Genomic DNA, 15,050 nt, shown 5'->3' on the forward strand with positions numbered 1-15,050 from the left:
TTCGGAACGATGCGCCGCGTCGTCCCGATTTCCTTTCCGCTCCATCTTCGTAAAAAGGACCAACGCGTGACCCTTTGGTTTTTGCTATTCCTGAGCGTCCTGCAGGGCGTCACTGAACTCTTTCCCGTCAGCAGTCTCGGCCATACGCTGCTCGTGCCGGCCTTGGTCGGCATGCACGTCGACAAGCATGCGCCGCAGCTTCTGCCTTTCCTCGTTGCGCTGCACCTCGGCACCGCGCTCGCGCTGCTCTGGTATTTCCGCGCGCGCTGGATCGAGCTCTTCCGCGGTTTTTTCGCGTCGCTCGGCGGTCGTCGCAACGACGACGCGCACATGATGTGGGCGCTCGTGATCGGCACGATTCCGGCGGGCCTCGTCGGGCTGTTGCTCGAGAAGCGCATCGAGCGTGTGTTTCACGATCTGCGCATCGTCGCGATCGCGCTGATCGTCAACGGCGTGCTGCTGTGGCTCGGCGATCGCCTGCAGCGCAGCCGCGCGCATCGTCCGCCCGAGAAACTGACGTTCGGGCAGGCGTTCTTCGTCGGTCTCGCGCAGGTGGGCGCGCTGATTCCCGGATTCTCGCGCAGCGGGCTCACGATGATCGCGGGCAACGCGGCGGGACTAACGGCGGACAAGGCGGCGGAATTCTCGTTCCTGCTCGGCACGCCGATCATCTTCGCGGCCGGCGTGCTCGAGCTGCCGAAGCTGTTTCATGCGCCCGACCAACTCGGCGACGCGCTGCTCGGCGGCGTGCTGACGGCGGTGGCCGCTTATCTGAGCGTGCGGTTCCTGATGCGCTATTTCGAAGGGCGGGGGCGGCTTGCGTCGTTCGGGCTGTATTGCGTGGTGGCCGGGGTGTTCTTTCTCGGCTGGTTCATGCTGCATGCGCAACCGGTTTGACGCGCCGGCGTGCTGATGCGGCACGCTGATCGGGTATAATTTCGGGCTCGGCGCTTGCCGGGCCCGTTTCGTTTTTTCGACGTCCCGGTGGGAATGTCGATGTCTCCTCGATGTCTCGTGGTTTCGCGACCGCCCTTAGCTCAGTTGGATAGAGCAACGGCCTTCTAAGCCGTAGGTCACACGTTCGAATCGTGTAGGGCGGGCCAGCTCAAACCCTTATGCAGCAAGGCTTTGCGCCGCTTCCGACAGCGGCGTTTTTGCTGTCTGGGCAGATTGCGTCAGTCCTGAGTGGGCGGCTTCTTCTCGCCGGGAGGCAATTCGGGATGGGGCAGATACCCGGTGTATCCCGCGTGCGGCGGGTTCTCTACCCGAATGTCCCACGTCGTCGACGTCGGCTCATCCAGCTCCTCGAGCCATTCTTCCATCGCGTCGCGGTCGCCCGGTTTCAGGGGTGTTCCGTCGTTCTCGAAAACGCCTGGCATGGTTGACCCTCCCGTTGGTTGACACCCGAAATCTACAAGGTTTCCAGCGGGAGGGGTACCGCAGGACGCTCAGCGCTTCTGCGGCACCTGGTACTGCACGACATTGCGCGTAGCGGGACAGAGTCCGCGGCGACGGCAGCGTGCGGCCACTCTCCATGCGTGCGATGGTCGATTGCGCCGTGTTCATCCGCTCGGCCAATTTGCTGCGCCACTGGAAATCGACGTCCTCCCATCGGAGCCTCGCCATTTCCTCGCGGCGCGCGCCGGTCAGCAGCAGGGCCTGCAGGTAGGCGCCGATAACCGGGTTGCCGATCTGGCGCACCGCATCGAACCATACTTTCGTGCGGCCCGAGCGCACCGGGCGCCTTGCCGTTCCGCGTTAGGCGCCGTACTCGCGGTAGATATCCGGAAGGAATTTACCGAGACACGTGAATTCGGTCATGTCGTGAATGGCCATTTCATAGGCGAGATTCTCGAGTATCACCTTGTCCAGTTTCATCTTCTTGACCAGTTCGCGGGAGAGATGCGCACCACCCGGGAATTTCTTGAAGCGGTCATAAGACGCGTGCGTGCCGATCCAGTAACGGTTGATCATTTCCAGTCCGGCCGGCGTATCGCGGCCCAGGTGGATCATGAGAACCAGCGGCGAATGACGGTCCGTTATCGGCGTGATAATGCCGCTTGCATTGAACGTGAACCCGTTGGCCTTCAGTGCTGCCGGGTCGACGCCAAAGTTCTCCGGCGCGTCGAAGTTGATATAGCTGTCGAGCAGCATCGGGCCGATGTATTCGGTCACATGGTTCGGGTTGCCATACAGACGCTCGCCGTAGGTCAGCTTGTCATTGGCGAGTCGCACGGGATCGGCAACCGAATTGTGAATGTGCGCGTGCGGGAACCACAGCATGTAGCGTTCGCTTTCGATCGGATGCCACGTGAACCACCACTCGAACATTTTTGCGGTCACCCCAGGGAAAACGTGCCGGCTCTGCGCAAACGCGAGCGGGCCTTCGTCGATGAATGCGTAGCCGGACACCGGCGCATCGGGGAACGTGCGCATCATCTTGGCCAACCCGTCGACTGTCGGCGGGAGCACATGCTCCGGCGGAAGCGGGCCGCCCGCGAGCGCGTTGACCATGTCCACCGGCGCCACGAGATCCTTGGTGAAGTATTTCGCGTAAGGCTTGCTTTTCACCAGTTGTTCATTGAGCGGCCACTGCTTCTGCATCGGGACTTGAAAGTACGTAATCCGCGTCCGGTCTGCGCTTAGGCCGCCGGGCGCAACTGATGGGCTCGCCGATGCAATGGACGGCAACGCGTTCGCCGCGGCCATCCCGGCCAGGAGCGCAGGCGCGCCGCTGAGAATTCTTCGACGTTTCAGGTTGGTTTGCATGTCATTCCTCTCGGTTGAGTGGGTGAATCGGGTATTCGCGAGGAGAAAGCCGTGGAGACGGCGGAATTCGGCCACGAGCACGTGGGAACCGAAGCGATATCCTGCCGAGATGCGCGTTGGCGAAACGATCGCCAAAAAATCCTGATGATTAGTAATCCATATTGATTAGTCCTCGCCACGAGTCTTGGATAACACCTCAGGCCGATGTGCGGTCAACGTCCGATCCGAGACGAGGGCGAATGCTCCAGGCAATCGCCATCCCGGCTGCGATGCCTGGCAGTCCCGGGGCGAGAACGCATCCCACCATGATGGTCGGGCAGGCGGCAAGCAGTAGCGACAATGCTCCCGCCTTGCTCAGGTGACTGGAATGGTTTTGCATTTGAACCTTTTCGCTCAGTGTACCGTATATCGGTACACTATATCCGTTATACGGTACATGGCGGAGTCTGGCGATGAATCATTTCAATGTCAAGGGAGACAGGAGGTCATGGATGAGACAGTTGGCGATTTGGGAGGAAAGCAAGTCGTCCCGCCGGCGGCTTCCGTGTCGCAGGCGCGTGGGAGGCAACTGTCGGGATTGGCTAGGGCAACCTTTTCAAGGCGTCGGGATTGCTCCAAAGTACGGTGCAGTGGCAAGTGGGAGCGCCATAGGCGTGCGGCCGTGCTGGCTGCATCGAGCTTCCCTGTCCGCTCAGCCCATTCGCCCAGCAGTCGTCGTTTTATCGACGCAGAGTGGACGTCTCTCAGGAACAGTGAGATTGTGATTTGTGCCTGGCCGATGAGACCTAGGCGAAGAACCGCCTGGCGGCATTGCGCCGCCGCTTCTGCCCGAAACCGTCAGGCGGCGGTCAAAACGTCACCGGCTTTATCTTCATGCGCTTGGCATTGCGGACCGGCACATCAGCTTGGACCGCTATCGAAACACCGCTTTCTCAATCAACTTCCAGTACTGGTTGACCGCCTTGGAATCGTCGATCGAAAAACCGATCATCGCGCTCATTTCGCCCTTCAGCGAGGAAAGGACGGAGGTCATGCCAATGAGCATGTAGCAGATCAGGTTGGGGTCGCCCTTGATCAGTGTTCCTTCGGCTTGTGCCGCGCGAATCTGCGGCAAGATGCGACCCATCGTCTTCGCGACGACATTTTCCACCAGCCAGGCCAGCCTTGGACTGTCGCCGATATTCTCCCGGAGCATGAAATGATGGAAGGCCGTATGCTCAATGGTAAATTTGAGGAACATACGAAATTCCTCTCGTACCCGGTTGGCGGGAGACATGTCCGAATCGATCGGGATCGCCTCGTTCCACTTGGCCTCGATTTGTGCGAAGGCATCTTCGGCGACCGCGCGCCAGAGCGTATCCTTATTACGGAAATGATAAGTAATAAGCGTGTACTCGAGTTCGGCCCGTTCGCCGATATGGCGCATGCTTGCCCCGTCGAAACCGCGCTCGGCGAATTCTTTCAGCGCAGCGTCCATGATGGCCCGGCGGGTCTCGATGGAGCGGGACTGCTCACGCCGATTCGAATCACTCCTGCGCCCGAGGGTGGGTGACGGAGGAGAGGGCTTGGGTGTCTCGACAGTCTTGAGTGTGCGACTCATACAATTTCAGAAGGGCCGTGCCATGACGGGCAGGATATACGCTGCCCGCTCGGATATGCAAGCATGTGTCTTGCCCATCGGGGGATGAGACACGCTATTCGTCCGTCGCTGCCGATGGACGAAACCGGCTACGGTAAGCGCCGGGGCTGAGTCCAACCTTTTCTTTGAACAACCGACAAAACGAGCTGACGTCGTTGTAACCCACTTTTGCGGCAATGGCCTCGATGTTGAGGTCGCCGGCCTCCAGCAGACCGCGCGCCGCCTCGATTCGCAGGCTCTGCAAATAGCGCAACGGCGCTTGATTCAGCGCGGCTTGAAACCGGCGAGCGATGGTTCGTTCGCTGACACCGAGCCGATTTGCCATTTCGGACATCTTAACTTCTTTTGCCATGTTCTTCTGCAGCCAGTGCTGCGCGCGGTGGACCAGGGAGTCTGCGTGCGCCTTGTCGGTGAGCAGGGGCAGGTAAGGTGTTTGCTTCGTCTGGCTGACATCGATGAGCATGGTCTTCGCACATTGCGATGCGATGAGCGGACCGGAAAAGCGCTCGATGATGTGAATGGTCTGCAGAAGATATGACGCGGAGGCACCCGCGCAAATCAGCCGGTCAGCTTCGGTGATGACGGGTTCGAGCTGGAGATCGACCCGAGGGAATTTGCCGCGAAACTGCTCGGCTAGCCACCAGGTCGTCGTGGCCGGCCGATCGTCCAGGAGGCCCGTTTGGGCAAGGACAAAGGTGCCCGTGCAGTTTGCCGCGAGCCAGGCGCCAGCTTTCCACTGACTGACCAGCCAGTCGCACGCCACGGATTGTCGCGCCAATAGCCGGTCCAATGCGGTGCTGCCTCCATAGTGCGCGCTCGGGATGAAGATCAGATCGAACCGCTCCCGCGGGCGGATCGGCTGCGTGTTCAACTCGAGCCCATTGCTCGCCCTGACGGGCTGCCCCGTAGGCGACACGAATTTCCAATCGAACAGAGCGGTCGCCCCGCTTTGCTGTCGGCGCAAGTGCGAGTTCGCGATTTGAAGTATGTCGGCAAAGCCTCCCACACTGGAGGCGTAGCAATCGTCATACACCAGGATGGCGGCGCGCGGCATGTCTGATTTCGCACGGTAAATGTCAGTTTAGACAATGTACAGCATGTTGGCGCGCGCGGAAACTTGAGTGCATTCCGTTTGCCAATACCGTTGATTCTTGCCGGGCGAGAAGCCTGAGCGGAAAAGGAGTCCCTCAATGAGTAACCGTGAAGTGGTTGTGGTAGGCGCAGCGCGTACTGCCATTGGAACGTTTGGTGGTTCACTGAAGGACGTGCCGATGAGCGTCCTGGGCACGACAGTCGTTCGTGCGGCGCTCGAACGCTCCGGCGTTCCGGCCGCCGACATCGGGCATGTCGTGATGGGTAACGTCATCCCGACCGAACCGAAGGATGCCTATTTGAGTCGTGTTTCAGCGATGGACGCCGGCATTCCGAAGGAAGTGCCGGCATTCAACGTCAATCGACTCTGTGGGTCCGGTCTTCAGGCAATCATCAACGCGGCGCAGTCGATCATGCTCGGCGACGCCGACTTTGCCGTGGGTGGCGGGGCCGAATCCATGAGCCGGGGGCCGTTCATCACGCCAGCCGCTCGTTGGGGCGTGCGCATGGGCGACACCCAGATGGTCGATTACATGACCGGCATCCTGCACGATCCATGGAAGCGTATTCATATGGGGGTGACCGCGGAGAACGTTGCGCAGCGCTACGGCATCTCGCGTGCGGAACAGGATGAGCTTGCGATGGTGAGTCAGCTGCGCGCGGCGAAAGCGATTGATGAGGGGCGCTTCACGAGCCAGATCGTTCCGGTGGAGATCAGGACTCGCCAAGGTATTGTCCAGTTCGATACTGACGAGCACGTTCGCCGGGACATCACGGCCGACGCCCTGGCGAAGATGAAGCCGGTGTTCAAGGAAGGGGGCTCGGTGACACCCGGAAATGCATCAGGCATCAATGACGGGGCCGCCGCCATTGTTCTGGCCGAGGCCGGCAAGGCGGCCGCAATGGGTCTCAAGCCCCTGGCCCGTCTGGTGGGCTACGCCCACGCCGGGGTTGAACCGGAATACATGGGCCTCGGCCCCATTCCTGCTACGCGTCTCGTCATGCAGCGTACGGGATTGAAGGTGGAGGACATGGATGTCATCGAGTCGAATGAAGCCTTTGCGGCTCAGGCGTGCGCGGTGTCAAAGGAACTGGATTTCGATCCGGCCAAAGTGAATCCCAACGGTTCCGGAATATCGCTCGGTCATCCGGTCGGCGCAACGGGCGCGATCATCTCGGTCAAAGCCATCCACGAACTCCACCGGATCGGCGGGCGGTATGCGCTGGTGACGATGTGTATCGGCGGGGGGCAGGGTATCGCAGCGATTTACGAGCGGGTTTGAAGTCTTGTCGCGCTATCGGGGCGCTTGTCGATTGAAAATGAGTGCCTCGACCGCTCGCCAATGGGCATCCACCACCTTCGGGTCCGACGCGGAAACATTGGCCGTGGTCAGCATCTCCGCCCCGAAACCGGACAGAGTGGCCGTCAAACTGCTCAGCAGATAGTGAATGATGATCGGCTCGACTTTCGGTAACGTGCCTTCGTCTTGCGCCTCTCGTATCTGCGGAAGCAGCCAGTTGATGAATGGTTTCAGTATCGTGTCGGCGAGCCATTGCAGCCGTGGACTATATCCGAGGGATTCCTGCAGCATGAAGCGATGGAACTCCGGATATTCGGCCGTGAATTGGAAAATGGCCTGGTACACGAGTCGCACCCGCTCCGACGCGCGCGCGGGTGGCGTATCCGTCAGATACTTGTCCGCCTCGCGCCGGATACGTTCGAAGACGGATTTAGCCACCGCCTGCCACAGAATGTGCTTTGACCGGAAATGGTAGGTAATTTGCGCGTGCGGCAGCCCGGCGCGATCCGCTATGTTGCGGATACTCGCGGCTTCGAAGCCTTTCGTGGCAAATTCCGCGAATGCCGCGTCGAGAATGGCGGCCCGGGTTTCTTGCGCGCGTTGCTGCTCGGCGCGTATGAATTCGTCCGGCCGACCTTTTCTGGCGCGCTGCTTCGTGGACACGGTGCGTTGTGGCATATGAACTCCCGCGTATGAGACGAATTCCCCGACACGCGGGAATTCGTCATCTCGACACCCTCAAAATTTGACGTTGTCCGCGCCTTTCAGGGCGAGGATTGCGCGCGCTTCGTCCGGTGTGGCGATCTCGAGCGAAAGGGGTTCGAGGATGGAACGAATCAGTCGAACCTGTTCAGCATTCGAGGTCGCGAGCGTCCCCCTGCGCGCGTAAAGCGAGTCTTCCAGACCCACGCGCACGTTCGAACCATTGATCGCGCCCATCGTGATGAAAGGCATCTGATGCTTGCCGCTCGCCATGACGGACCAGCGGTAGTCATCGCCGAAAAGCTTGTCGGCCAGCCGTTTGGCATGGAGCAGGTTTTCGGTATCGGCGCCCTGACCGCCGAGAATGCCAAAAATCGATTGAACGAACAGTGGCGGGGTCACCAGCTTGCGATCGAGGAAGTGTGCGAGCGTGTAGAGGTGGCTGATGTCGTAGCACTCGAACTCGAACCGGGTGCCGTGACCTTTCCCGAGTCGTTCGACGATGATTTCGATGTCGTTGAACGTGTTGCGGAAGATCCAGTCACGGGATCCTTCAAGGTACGGGCGTTCCCAGTCGTACTTGAATTCCTGATAGCGCCCGAGCATCGGGTACATGCCGAAATTCATCGAGCCCATGTTGAGCGAGCACAGTTCCGGCGATGCGCGTTCCGCAGCCGCGATTCGATCGTCCAGCGTCATCCCCTGACCGCCGCCGGTGGTGATGTTCACGACGGCGTTGGTGCCTTCCTTGATGCGCGGCAGAAAGCGCATGAAGACTTCCGGATCCGGGGTGGGCTTCCCATTCAGCGGATCGCGTGCATGCAGGTGCAAGACGGACGCACCCGCTTCAGCCGCATCGATCGCCTGTGCCGCGATCTCCTCGGGCGTGATGGGGAGGTGCGGGCTCATGGTCGGGGTATGGACGGAACCCGTGACCGCACAGCTAATAATGACTTTCGACATGGTCTTATCCTCTCGATGCAGGAAGGCGGATCAGCAACTTCCCCTGGTTTGCACCCGTATAGAGCCGGGATATCGCGCCGGGCGCTTGCTCGATCCCGTCCAGGATTTCTTCGCGATAACGCAGTTGGCCTGCTTTGATCCAGCGTCCTAGTTGTGCGACGGCCTCTGGATAACGATCGACGTAGTCGAGTGCAATGAAGCCTCGCACGGTCGCACGCTTGACCAGCAGATGCCGTTCGTATCGAGGACCTGACGGCCACGGATCCCAACTGGAAATCGAGGCGGTGCCGCATATCGCGATGCGCGCGCCGACTGAAATATGTCGGATCACGGCGTCGCTGATCGGGCCGGCGGTATTGTCGAAATAGACGTCGACACCGTCGGGACATGCGCGAGCGATCGCGGCTTCGAGGTCCGGCTCATGCTTGTAGTCCACCACGTCGTCGTAGCCGAATTCGTCGATGCATAGCTTGCATTTCTCGGCGCCCCCGGCAATGCCGATGACACGACAGCCGAGAATTCGCGCGATTTGGCCGACGCATGAACCGACCGCACCGGCGGCGGTCGATACCACCACGGTGTCGCCTGCCTTGGGGGCGCACACGTCCATCAGGCCGAAGTAGGCCGTGACGCCATTGAGCCCGAGCACGCCGAGAGACAGCGACATCGGAAAGTCGGGCTCACTGATTCGCAAGAGGACTGCGCTCGGGTCGACCGCCGAGTATTCCTGCCAGCCGAACAGCCCCATGACCCGTTCCCCGGGCGCGAACGCATCGTTGCGGGATTCGATGACTTCGCCGACAGCGAATGCACGCATCACATCGCCAATCTCGATTCGGGCGCCGTAGCTTTGGGTATCGGCCAGCCAGCCGCGCATGGCCGGGTCGACCGACAGGTAATGGTTGCGCACCCGTATCTGACCTTCGGTGAGCGCCGGAAGTGGAGTGGAATCCAGTTCGAAGTGCTCGGACAGTGGTATCCCCTGCGGTCGCGCCTTCACGATCACACGATGGTTCATCATGCTGCCGACGCTCCGTCAGGGGCGCCTTCCACGATGGTGCTGAGTTGCCCTCCCAAGCTGAGGCCGCTATGCAGGTCGCGCATGGTCAAGGTGAGCGTTTCGCCAGGCTGCAGAAAATCGGCGAGCGTCTTCATCTCCGCAACGAGCTCGTCCCGACGGCGCGCGTCGTCGAACAGTTGCGTCTTGAGGCTCTCGATGAATGTCGGGGTGCCTTGAGCGATGACGCCGCCTGGTGTGCCGGTCAGGATCAGGTCGCCCGGCTGCAGGTCCATGATCGCGGCAAGTTGCGTGAGTGTCTCGGCAGGCTTGTAGATCAGCTGCGAGCTGACGGCGCGCTGCCGCTCGACATTGCGATAGGTCAGGGAAATCTCCAGGTTCATGAGGGCCGTCGCGACTTCGTCGGGCGACATCAGATAAAGGAGCGGCCCCGTCGGACAGAAAGTCCGGTAGCTCTTTCCCTGGTACCACTGCATGAACGACGCGCCAAACATGACATCGCGCGCCGATACGTCATTGCAGAGCACCACACCGGCGACGTACTCACCGATGTTCGTGTCGTCCACGACGGTGCCGGCGGTCAGTGTGGAGCGCAATACAACGCCGATTTCCACTTCGTAGTCGAGGAGCTGGACGCCCGCCGGTCGAATGATCTCGTCATAGGGGCCGCAGAGCGAGGTGCTCGACTTCGCGAACAGCAGGTTCTGCTTGCGTTCGTGATGACCCGCTTCGGCGGCGTGCGTCGCGTAATTCAGTCCTTGGCAGATGATGGTGGCATCGCTGGTCACCGGACTCTGCAATTGCGCCGCCGTGATTTTCACCACGTCCGCGCGCTCGAAGCGTTCCGGGTTCCGGCCATAGGCAGCGATGACGGCGTCGGTCGTGGAATTCGGCGCAAGGGGAAGATCGCTGACGTCGATGACGTCAGTGGGATGTGCCGGCGGAGCGGATACGAGCCTGGCCCAGCGGGATGCGCCGTCGCCGTCGCGATATCGAAGGATTAAAGCAGCCATTTCAGGTGACCTCTTCGCTTACTTGAATTGTTGAGCGGATGATGGGGGGGCTGGGTCTTACCGCAGCCACGGGCGAGGTGGCTTCAGCAGCGCTTCGAGGAATGCCTTGACCTTGGGGGGAGCATCCTCGGGAATACGCTCGCTCGGTCGCATCGAGTCCGGGAGGTCGTCTCCCCATGACCACAAGCTCCCTCTTTCGAGCGGGTGATAACCCGTCGGATATTGATCCGTCATCACGTCGCCATCCGCGTAGTGTTCCCACTCGTCGCCAACGGCGTCTTTCCAATAGTCAAAGACCTGGCTGCCCAGCTTGTGTCTGCCGATACCCCAATGCGGCGTCCACCCCCGTGCGCGCAGATACTGATGCCCTTGACCGACCGCTTCGATATCGAAGGTTTCGGTGGAGATATGCAGCATCGCCGGCGCCGGTCCCTCGAGAATCGCGAGACTGTGGTGGTCGGTGGGGTCGTCGCCACGATTGAAGCGAAAAAATCCGAGCACCGGGCTTCCGTCCGGAAGCGATTGAACATCCGACGGAATGAAACCGAAGCGCCGCATGTACCATCCGGCGGTTACGTCGAAGCTCGGCGTCTGGAGGACGACGTGGCCGATTCGGAAGACCGGAGCAGGCTGCACCGGCATGCGAATGGGCGCATCGACGCGTCGCTTTTCCATCGGCGTATTGATCGCCACCAGGGTCGCATGCGTGTCGATCGGTTCAACGGCGGTGAATCCGTGAACGAAGTCCACGCGCCGTCCGTCCGGATCGGTCAGGCGAACACGCAACCCACCACCAGGGCCGTCGCACGGCTCGATTTTGGTGCGTTCCGCGTCGGCGAGTGTCCGGAGGTCTTCTGCGCTATTGGCCAGGAGTGCGAATCCAACGAATGCGTCGCGGTCGGACGGAATGATCTCGACGCAATATGGAAACGTACCGTAGCCTCGGAAATATCGCGTTGCGCCCTTCTCTCCGTCACAGGGCTTGAATCCGAAATCCTCGAGGAACCGTCCCATGTTCTCCACGTCTTTTCGTTCGAAGACGACATGGGCGACGGCAACGGCCCGCACGACGGGCACCGGACGTTCGATTGGCGGAAGGTCCGTTTTCTCGTGTGAATCAGCACGGTTTTCCATCGTCACGCTCCCCGAACCGTATCGATGACGGCGTACGGATCCGACGGTATGGCGTCGCCACGCCACGCGACGTGCTGGTCGGGACGCACCAGCACGAAGTCGCGTTCGTAGATGCTCCGTGCATGGTCGTCGCGGATGTCGACCACGGTGAGCGGAACGCCACGTTCCCGGGCGGCTTCGATCAGCGGTTCGGCACTGGCGTCGTTGAACCGAAGCAGCGTGAACCACGGGCCGAAGAGATCGAACATGGCGCGGCCGTCCTGAAGGAAGAGGTGCGGAGCGCGAACCCCGGGCCAGGTGCTCGGCACGTACTTGAGGGGGTTCCATTCCGGCTCGTTATCCTCGCCGCAAATAATGGGCGAGCCGCGATACCGGAAGCCGAGTTCGATGCCGATCGAATCGTTTTCCGCGTTGCCGAGTTCCTCGATGAGCTTGGCGTATTCCGCACGCGCGGCCGCGCCGTCGGGGCTGTCTTCATGGATCTTCGGATCGTAGGCCTCGGCAATGCGGAAGCGGACCGCCATGTGCGAGCCGGAGGCCTCGAGATTACGCGCGCCGACCGGGCGCCGTTCCGCCTCGATGCTCTCCAGCAGTTTCGGACCGCCCCAGCCCTGGAGGACGGCCGCGAACTTCCAGCCCAGATCAACGGCATCGCAGATGCCGGTGTTCATGCCGTAGCCGCCAGTCGGGATGTATTGATGGACAGCGTCACCGGCCAGCCAGACGCGATCTCGGCCGTAACCGGTCGCCAGCACGAGGTGCGGGGACCACGGGTTGGCCTGAATGACTTCCAGCGGGAATTCCGTGCCGATCGACTGATAGACGAGTTGCCTGGGATCGACGGTCGCCGGATCGACGCCATCGGGCAGGATGTTATGGAGCGTAAAGGTATCCTTGTCGTCTTGAGCGATCAACGTGCCGCCGACAGGTGATTGGTAGTGCCAAGCAATGCCGAAACGCTGAAGGAGGTCTTTGGACGATGAACGGAAATGGACCATATAGAACCGCGCGATCGAGAAGCGGCCTTCCAGCGAGAAGCCCATCGATTCCCGAACGATACTGCTGCCGCCATCGCATCCGGCCAGCAGCGAGCAGCGTACCTCCTCGGTTCGGCCGGTTGCTGTCTCGCGTATCGTTGCGGTGACACCATCGGCATCCTGAACGAAGCTTTGCATCCCCCAGCCGAAGCGAAGCTCGACCAGAGACGACTCCTTCAGCACGTCGCACAGGGTCGGTTCGAGAACGACCTGACTGAGGCGCATGTTCGGCTCCAGCGGCTGGGAGCCGTCATTCTGGTTGCGAATGCGCTGACGCCAGGCATGCACGTCGGGGTAGGGGAATCGAGCCAATTCCCACTCGTTGAGGCGAGTGACCCACGACACGTCCATGCAATTCTCGGGCGGCACGGCGACGCTGCGAATGCGGTCCGCGACGCCGAGGCGGCGGAAGTGCTCCATGCTGCGGCCGTTGGTGACATCCATCTTCGGATGCCGGGTGGTACCGGGGTTGCGTTCGACCACGAGCACCTTGATGCCGCGTGATTGAAGCTCCAGCGCCGTAGCGAGCCCGACCGGGCCCGCACCTACTACGAGTACAGGTACGTCGACCACGATATATCTCCTTCCATGTTCTCGCCCTCGCGGGCGCCTCTGATGGGTACTGCAACTGATGGCTTCAGGTTAGCACGTCTTTTTTAAAAATACTACGGTCGTGGAGTTTATTTGGTCGGGTGGACGAGACGCTCGCTCGTGAACGGCGCCCGGATCACCCCGGTGCCAGCGGGTAGGGACATTCCCGGATGCCGTGGACCAGATGTCGGAATGATGGCTTCACTAATAGTGTCTGATGATTGGATGTGGCTCCATCCATCAACCGTTCGACTGCGCAGCCAAGGTAGGGACGCCCCCAATAAACTCCACGATCGTAAAAATATATATTTCCTCCCATCGGCTGGCTGTGTAAGCTGTCGGTTGACACCTGTTGCGGCCAAAGCGACGGAAGAAGGGGCGCCGGAGGACCCGGTGCGAGGTGTGCGGCGCGCCGCTTGACCGAGTGCGATGCGACTGGATTGCGGCCGTTCACGAAAGAACGATTAGGAATCCATATTTAATCAATGAAGTCTGACGTATCCATGGCGCGCGATGAATGGACGACATCAAGTCGTTTCAAACCCGTTGCGCGGCGACACACGAATGCAAACGATAGAACAGTAAAGGAGATGAGATGGAACAGCGCAGAGTCGTATCGCTGGCCGTAGTGATTTCAGCCAGCATGGTGAATGTTTCTTTTGCGGGCACCGGCATCTATACCACCGGATACGGAACGCGCGAGCAGGGCATGGGCGGCGTGGCCATAGCGACCGGCGAATCGGCGCTCGCGCCTGCGACGAATCCCGCAGGCATCGCTTTTTCCGGTGACCGCCTGGATGTTGGCGGGGGGCTGCTCTTCCTGCAGGCAGGACAGCAAGACAATGGCCAGTCCTATCATGCGAGGACGGGTATCATGGCGCTGCCCGAATTGGGGTATGTCAAGTCCATATCGCCTTCTCTCGTATTCGGTGTCGCGTCGTGGGCGTCCGGCGCGTCGGTGAGTTACAGGGGGCCGTACGCGAGCATTCCGGGAAATTCGCACACGTTTTCGCAAGGTGTCTTCATGCACCTTCAACCCACGATCGCGTACCGCTTCGGCGAGAACAAGAACAACGCGATCGCGCTGTCCTTCGTCGGTGCACTCTCGACCATCGATATCGAAGGTGTTCAGGCTCAATCCGATTTGCCGAATCAGGGGCGAAACTGGAAACCCGGCTATGGGTTCAAGATCGGCTGGATGAGCGAGATCACACCGCAGCTTTCGATCGGCGCGTTCTATGGATCGAAGATCCGATATCAGCCCTGGGACAAGTATGGCCACATCTTTGCGGACGGTGCGAGATTCGACGAGCCGGAGCAGTATGGCGTCGGTATCGCGGTTCGACCCATTCCCAGGTTGTTGCTCGGATTCGACTGGATCCGATTCAACTACGGCAATACGCGCGTGCTCGGCAATCCGCTCAACTTCGCCGTGCCGTTTGGTAGCGTCGACGGAACCGGGTTTGGCCTCGCCAATATCAACGCCTATCGCTTCGGTGTGCAATACGAGGTGAACGATAAGCTCACGATTCGCGGTGGCTTTGAAATGACTGATCAAATCCTGACGTCGAAAAATACGGCGTTCACCTTTCTTGTCCCGGTCACACCCAATCGAACCTACACGATTGGCGCAACCTATAAGGTAGGCAAGGCGTCGGAACTATCGTTCGCGTACGCGGTATCGCCGCGTGTTCAGGTGAACGGGGCAGGCTTGAGCGCGGGAGCCAATCCTTACGCGACGGAGAATCTCGTCTCTTTCTCTTACACGAGAAAATTTTGACGTCGTAACAC

13 protein-coding genes, 1 tRNA gene and 1 pseudogene are annotated in these 15,050 nt (G+C 60.4%); 4 read left to right on the plus strand and 11 right to left on the minus strand.

Annotation, left to right across the window (positions count from 1 at the left end):
- The first annotated feature begins 66 nt into the window (after nucleotides 1–66).
- Nucleotides 67–897, plus strand: a complete 831-nt coding sequence (locus tag HZI36_RS14110) for an undecaprenyl-diphosphate phosphatase (RefSeq protein ID WP_179403259.1) — start codon at nucleotides 67–69, stop codon at nucleotides 895–897.
- A gap of 129 nt (nucleotides 898–1,026) precedes the next feature.
- Nucleotides 1,027–1,103: transfer RNA gene (locus HZI36_RS14115), tRNA-Arg, on the plus strand.
- Between the two features lie 72 nt (nucleotides 1,104–1,175).
- Here the strand turns inward: HZI36_RS14115 and HZI36_RS14120 are convergent.
- The 5 genes and pseudogenes from HZI36_RS14120 to HZI36_RS14140 all read right to left on the minus strand — a co-directional run bounded on the left by HZI36_RS14120 (nucleotide 1,176) and on the right by HZI36_RS14140 (nucleotide 5,462).
- The gene (locus tag HZI36_RS14120; protein ID WP_179403183.1) at nucleotides 1,176–1,379 is read right to left on the minus strand and encodes a hypothetical protein; all 204 of its coding nucleotides are present in this window, start codon (nucleotides 1,377–1,379) and stop codon (nucleotides 1,176–1,178) included.
- Nucleotides 1,380–1,512: 133 nt separating this feature from the next.
- Nucleotides 1,513–1,713, minus strand: a pseudogene (locus tag HZI36_RS27530) (helix-turn-helix domain-containing protein); the annotation flags it as partial.
- A gap of 45 nt (nucleotides 1,714–1,758) precedes the next feature.
- Nucleotides 1,759–2,769, minus strand: a complete 1,011-nt coding sequence (locus tag HZI36_RS14130; RefSeq protein ID WP_179403261.1) for a DAPG hydrolase family protein — start codon at nucleotides 2,767–2,769, stop codon at nucleotides 1,759–1,761.
- 913 nt (nucleotides 2,770–3,682) lie between these two features.
- A complete protein-coding gene (locus tag HZI36_RS14135; protein ID WP_179403262.1) occupies nucleotides 3,683–4,246 on the minus strand; it encodes a TetR/AcrR family transcriptional regulator in 564 nt (187 codons plus the stop codon).
- A 217-nt stretch (nucleotides 4,247–4,463) separates the two neighbouring features.
- The gene (locus HZI36_RS14140; RefSeq protein ID WP_179403263.1) at nucleotides 4,464–5,462 is read right to left on the minus strand and encodes a GlxA family transcriptional regulator; all 999 of its coding nucleotides are present in this window, start codon (nucleotides 5,460–5,462) and stop codon (nucleotides 4,464–4,466) included.
- A 136-nt stretch (nucleotides 5,463–5,598) separates the two neighbouring features.
- Here HZI36_RS14140 and HZI36_RS14145 point away from each other — a divergent pair, with 136 nt between their 5' ends.
- Entirely contained in the window at nucleotides 5,599–6,783 is a 1,185-nt protein-coding gene (locus HZI36_RS14145; RefSeq protein ID WP_179403264.1) for an acetyl-CoA C-acyltransferase family protein, read from the plus strand.
- Nucleotides 6,784–6,795: 12 nt separating this feature from the next.
- Here the strand turns inward: HZI36_RS14145 and HZI36_RS14150 are convergent, their stop codons facing one another.
- From HZI36_RS14150 to HZI36_RS14175, 6 genes are read right to left on the minus strand one after another with little or no spacing between them, the layout of a single operon-like run.
- Complete coding sequence (locus HZI36_RS14150) at nucleotides 6,796–7,479, minus strand: TetR/AcrR family transcriptional regulator (RefSeq protein ID WP_179403265.1); 684 nt, start codon at nucleotides 7,477–7,479, stop codon at nucleotides 6,796–6,798.
- A 60-nt stretch (nucleotides 7,480–7,539) separates the two neighbouring features.
- Complete coding sequence (gene kce / locus HZI36_RS14155; protein ID WP_179403266.1) at nucleotides 7,540–8,466, minus strand: 3,5-dioxohexanoate:acetyl-CoA acetone transferase; 927 nt, start codon at nucleotides 8,464–8,466, stop codon at nucleotides 7,540–7,542.
- A gap of 4 nt (nucleotides 8,467–8,470) precedes the next feature.
- Complete coding sequence (locus HZI36_RS14160) at nucleotides 8,471–9,487, minus strand: NADP-dependent oxidoreductase (RefSeq protein ID WP_179403267.1); 1,017 nt, start codon at nucleotides 9,485–9,487, stop codon at nucleotides 8,471–8,473.
- Nucleotides 9,484–10,497 (minus strand): fumarylacetoacetate hydrolase family protein, encoded by a 1,014-nt coding sequence (locus HZI36_RS14165; protein ID WP_179403268.1) that lies wholly within the window; start codon nucleotides 10,495–10,497, stop codon nucleotides 9,484–9,486. The genes HZI36_RS14160 and HZI36_RS14165 overlap by 4 nt, the downstream gene beginning before the upstream one ends.
- Nucleotides 10,498–10,554: 57 nt before the next feature.
- Nucleotides 10,555–11,631 carry a VOC family protein gene (locus HZI36_RS14170; RefSeq protein WP_179403269.1) on the minus strand — a complete coding sequence of 359 codons (1,077 nt, stop codon included), beginning with the start codon at nucleotides 11,629–11,631 and terminating at the stop codon, nucleotides 10,555–10,557.
- 2 nt (nucleotides 11,632–11,633) lie between these two features.
- Complete coding sequence (locus tag HZI36_RS14175; protein ID WP_179403270.1) at nucleotides 11,634–13,241, minus strand: FAD-dependent oxidoreductase; 1,608 nt, start codon at nucleotides 13,239–13,241, stop codon at nucleotides 11,634–11,636.
- A 613-nt stretch (nucleotides 13,242–13,854) separates the two neighbouring features.
- On the opposite strand from HZI36_RS14175, the gene HZI36_RS14180 reads away from it, so the two are divergent.
- Nucleotides 13,855–15,039 carry an OmpP1/FadL family transporter gene (locus HZI36_RS14180; protein ID WP_179403271.1) on the plus strand — a complete coding sequence of 395 codons (1,185 nt, stop codon included), beginning with the start codon at nucleotides 13,855–13,857 and terminating at the stop codon, nucleotides 15,037–15,039.
- Nucleotides 15,040–15,050 lie beyond the last annotated feature (11 nt).

It is taken from the genome of Burkholderia guangdongensis (genome assembly GCF_013403875.1).
Lineage (GTDB): Bacteria > Pseudomonadota > Gammaproteobacteria > Burkholderiales > Burkholderiaceae > Burkholderia > Burkholderia guangdongensis.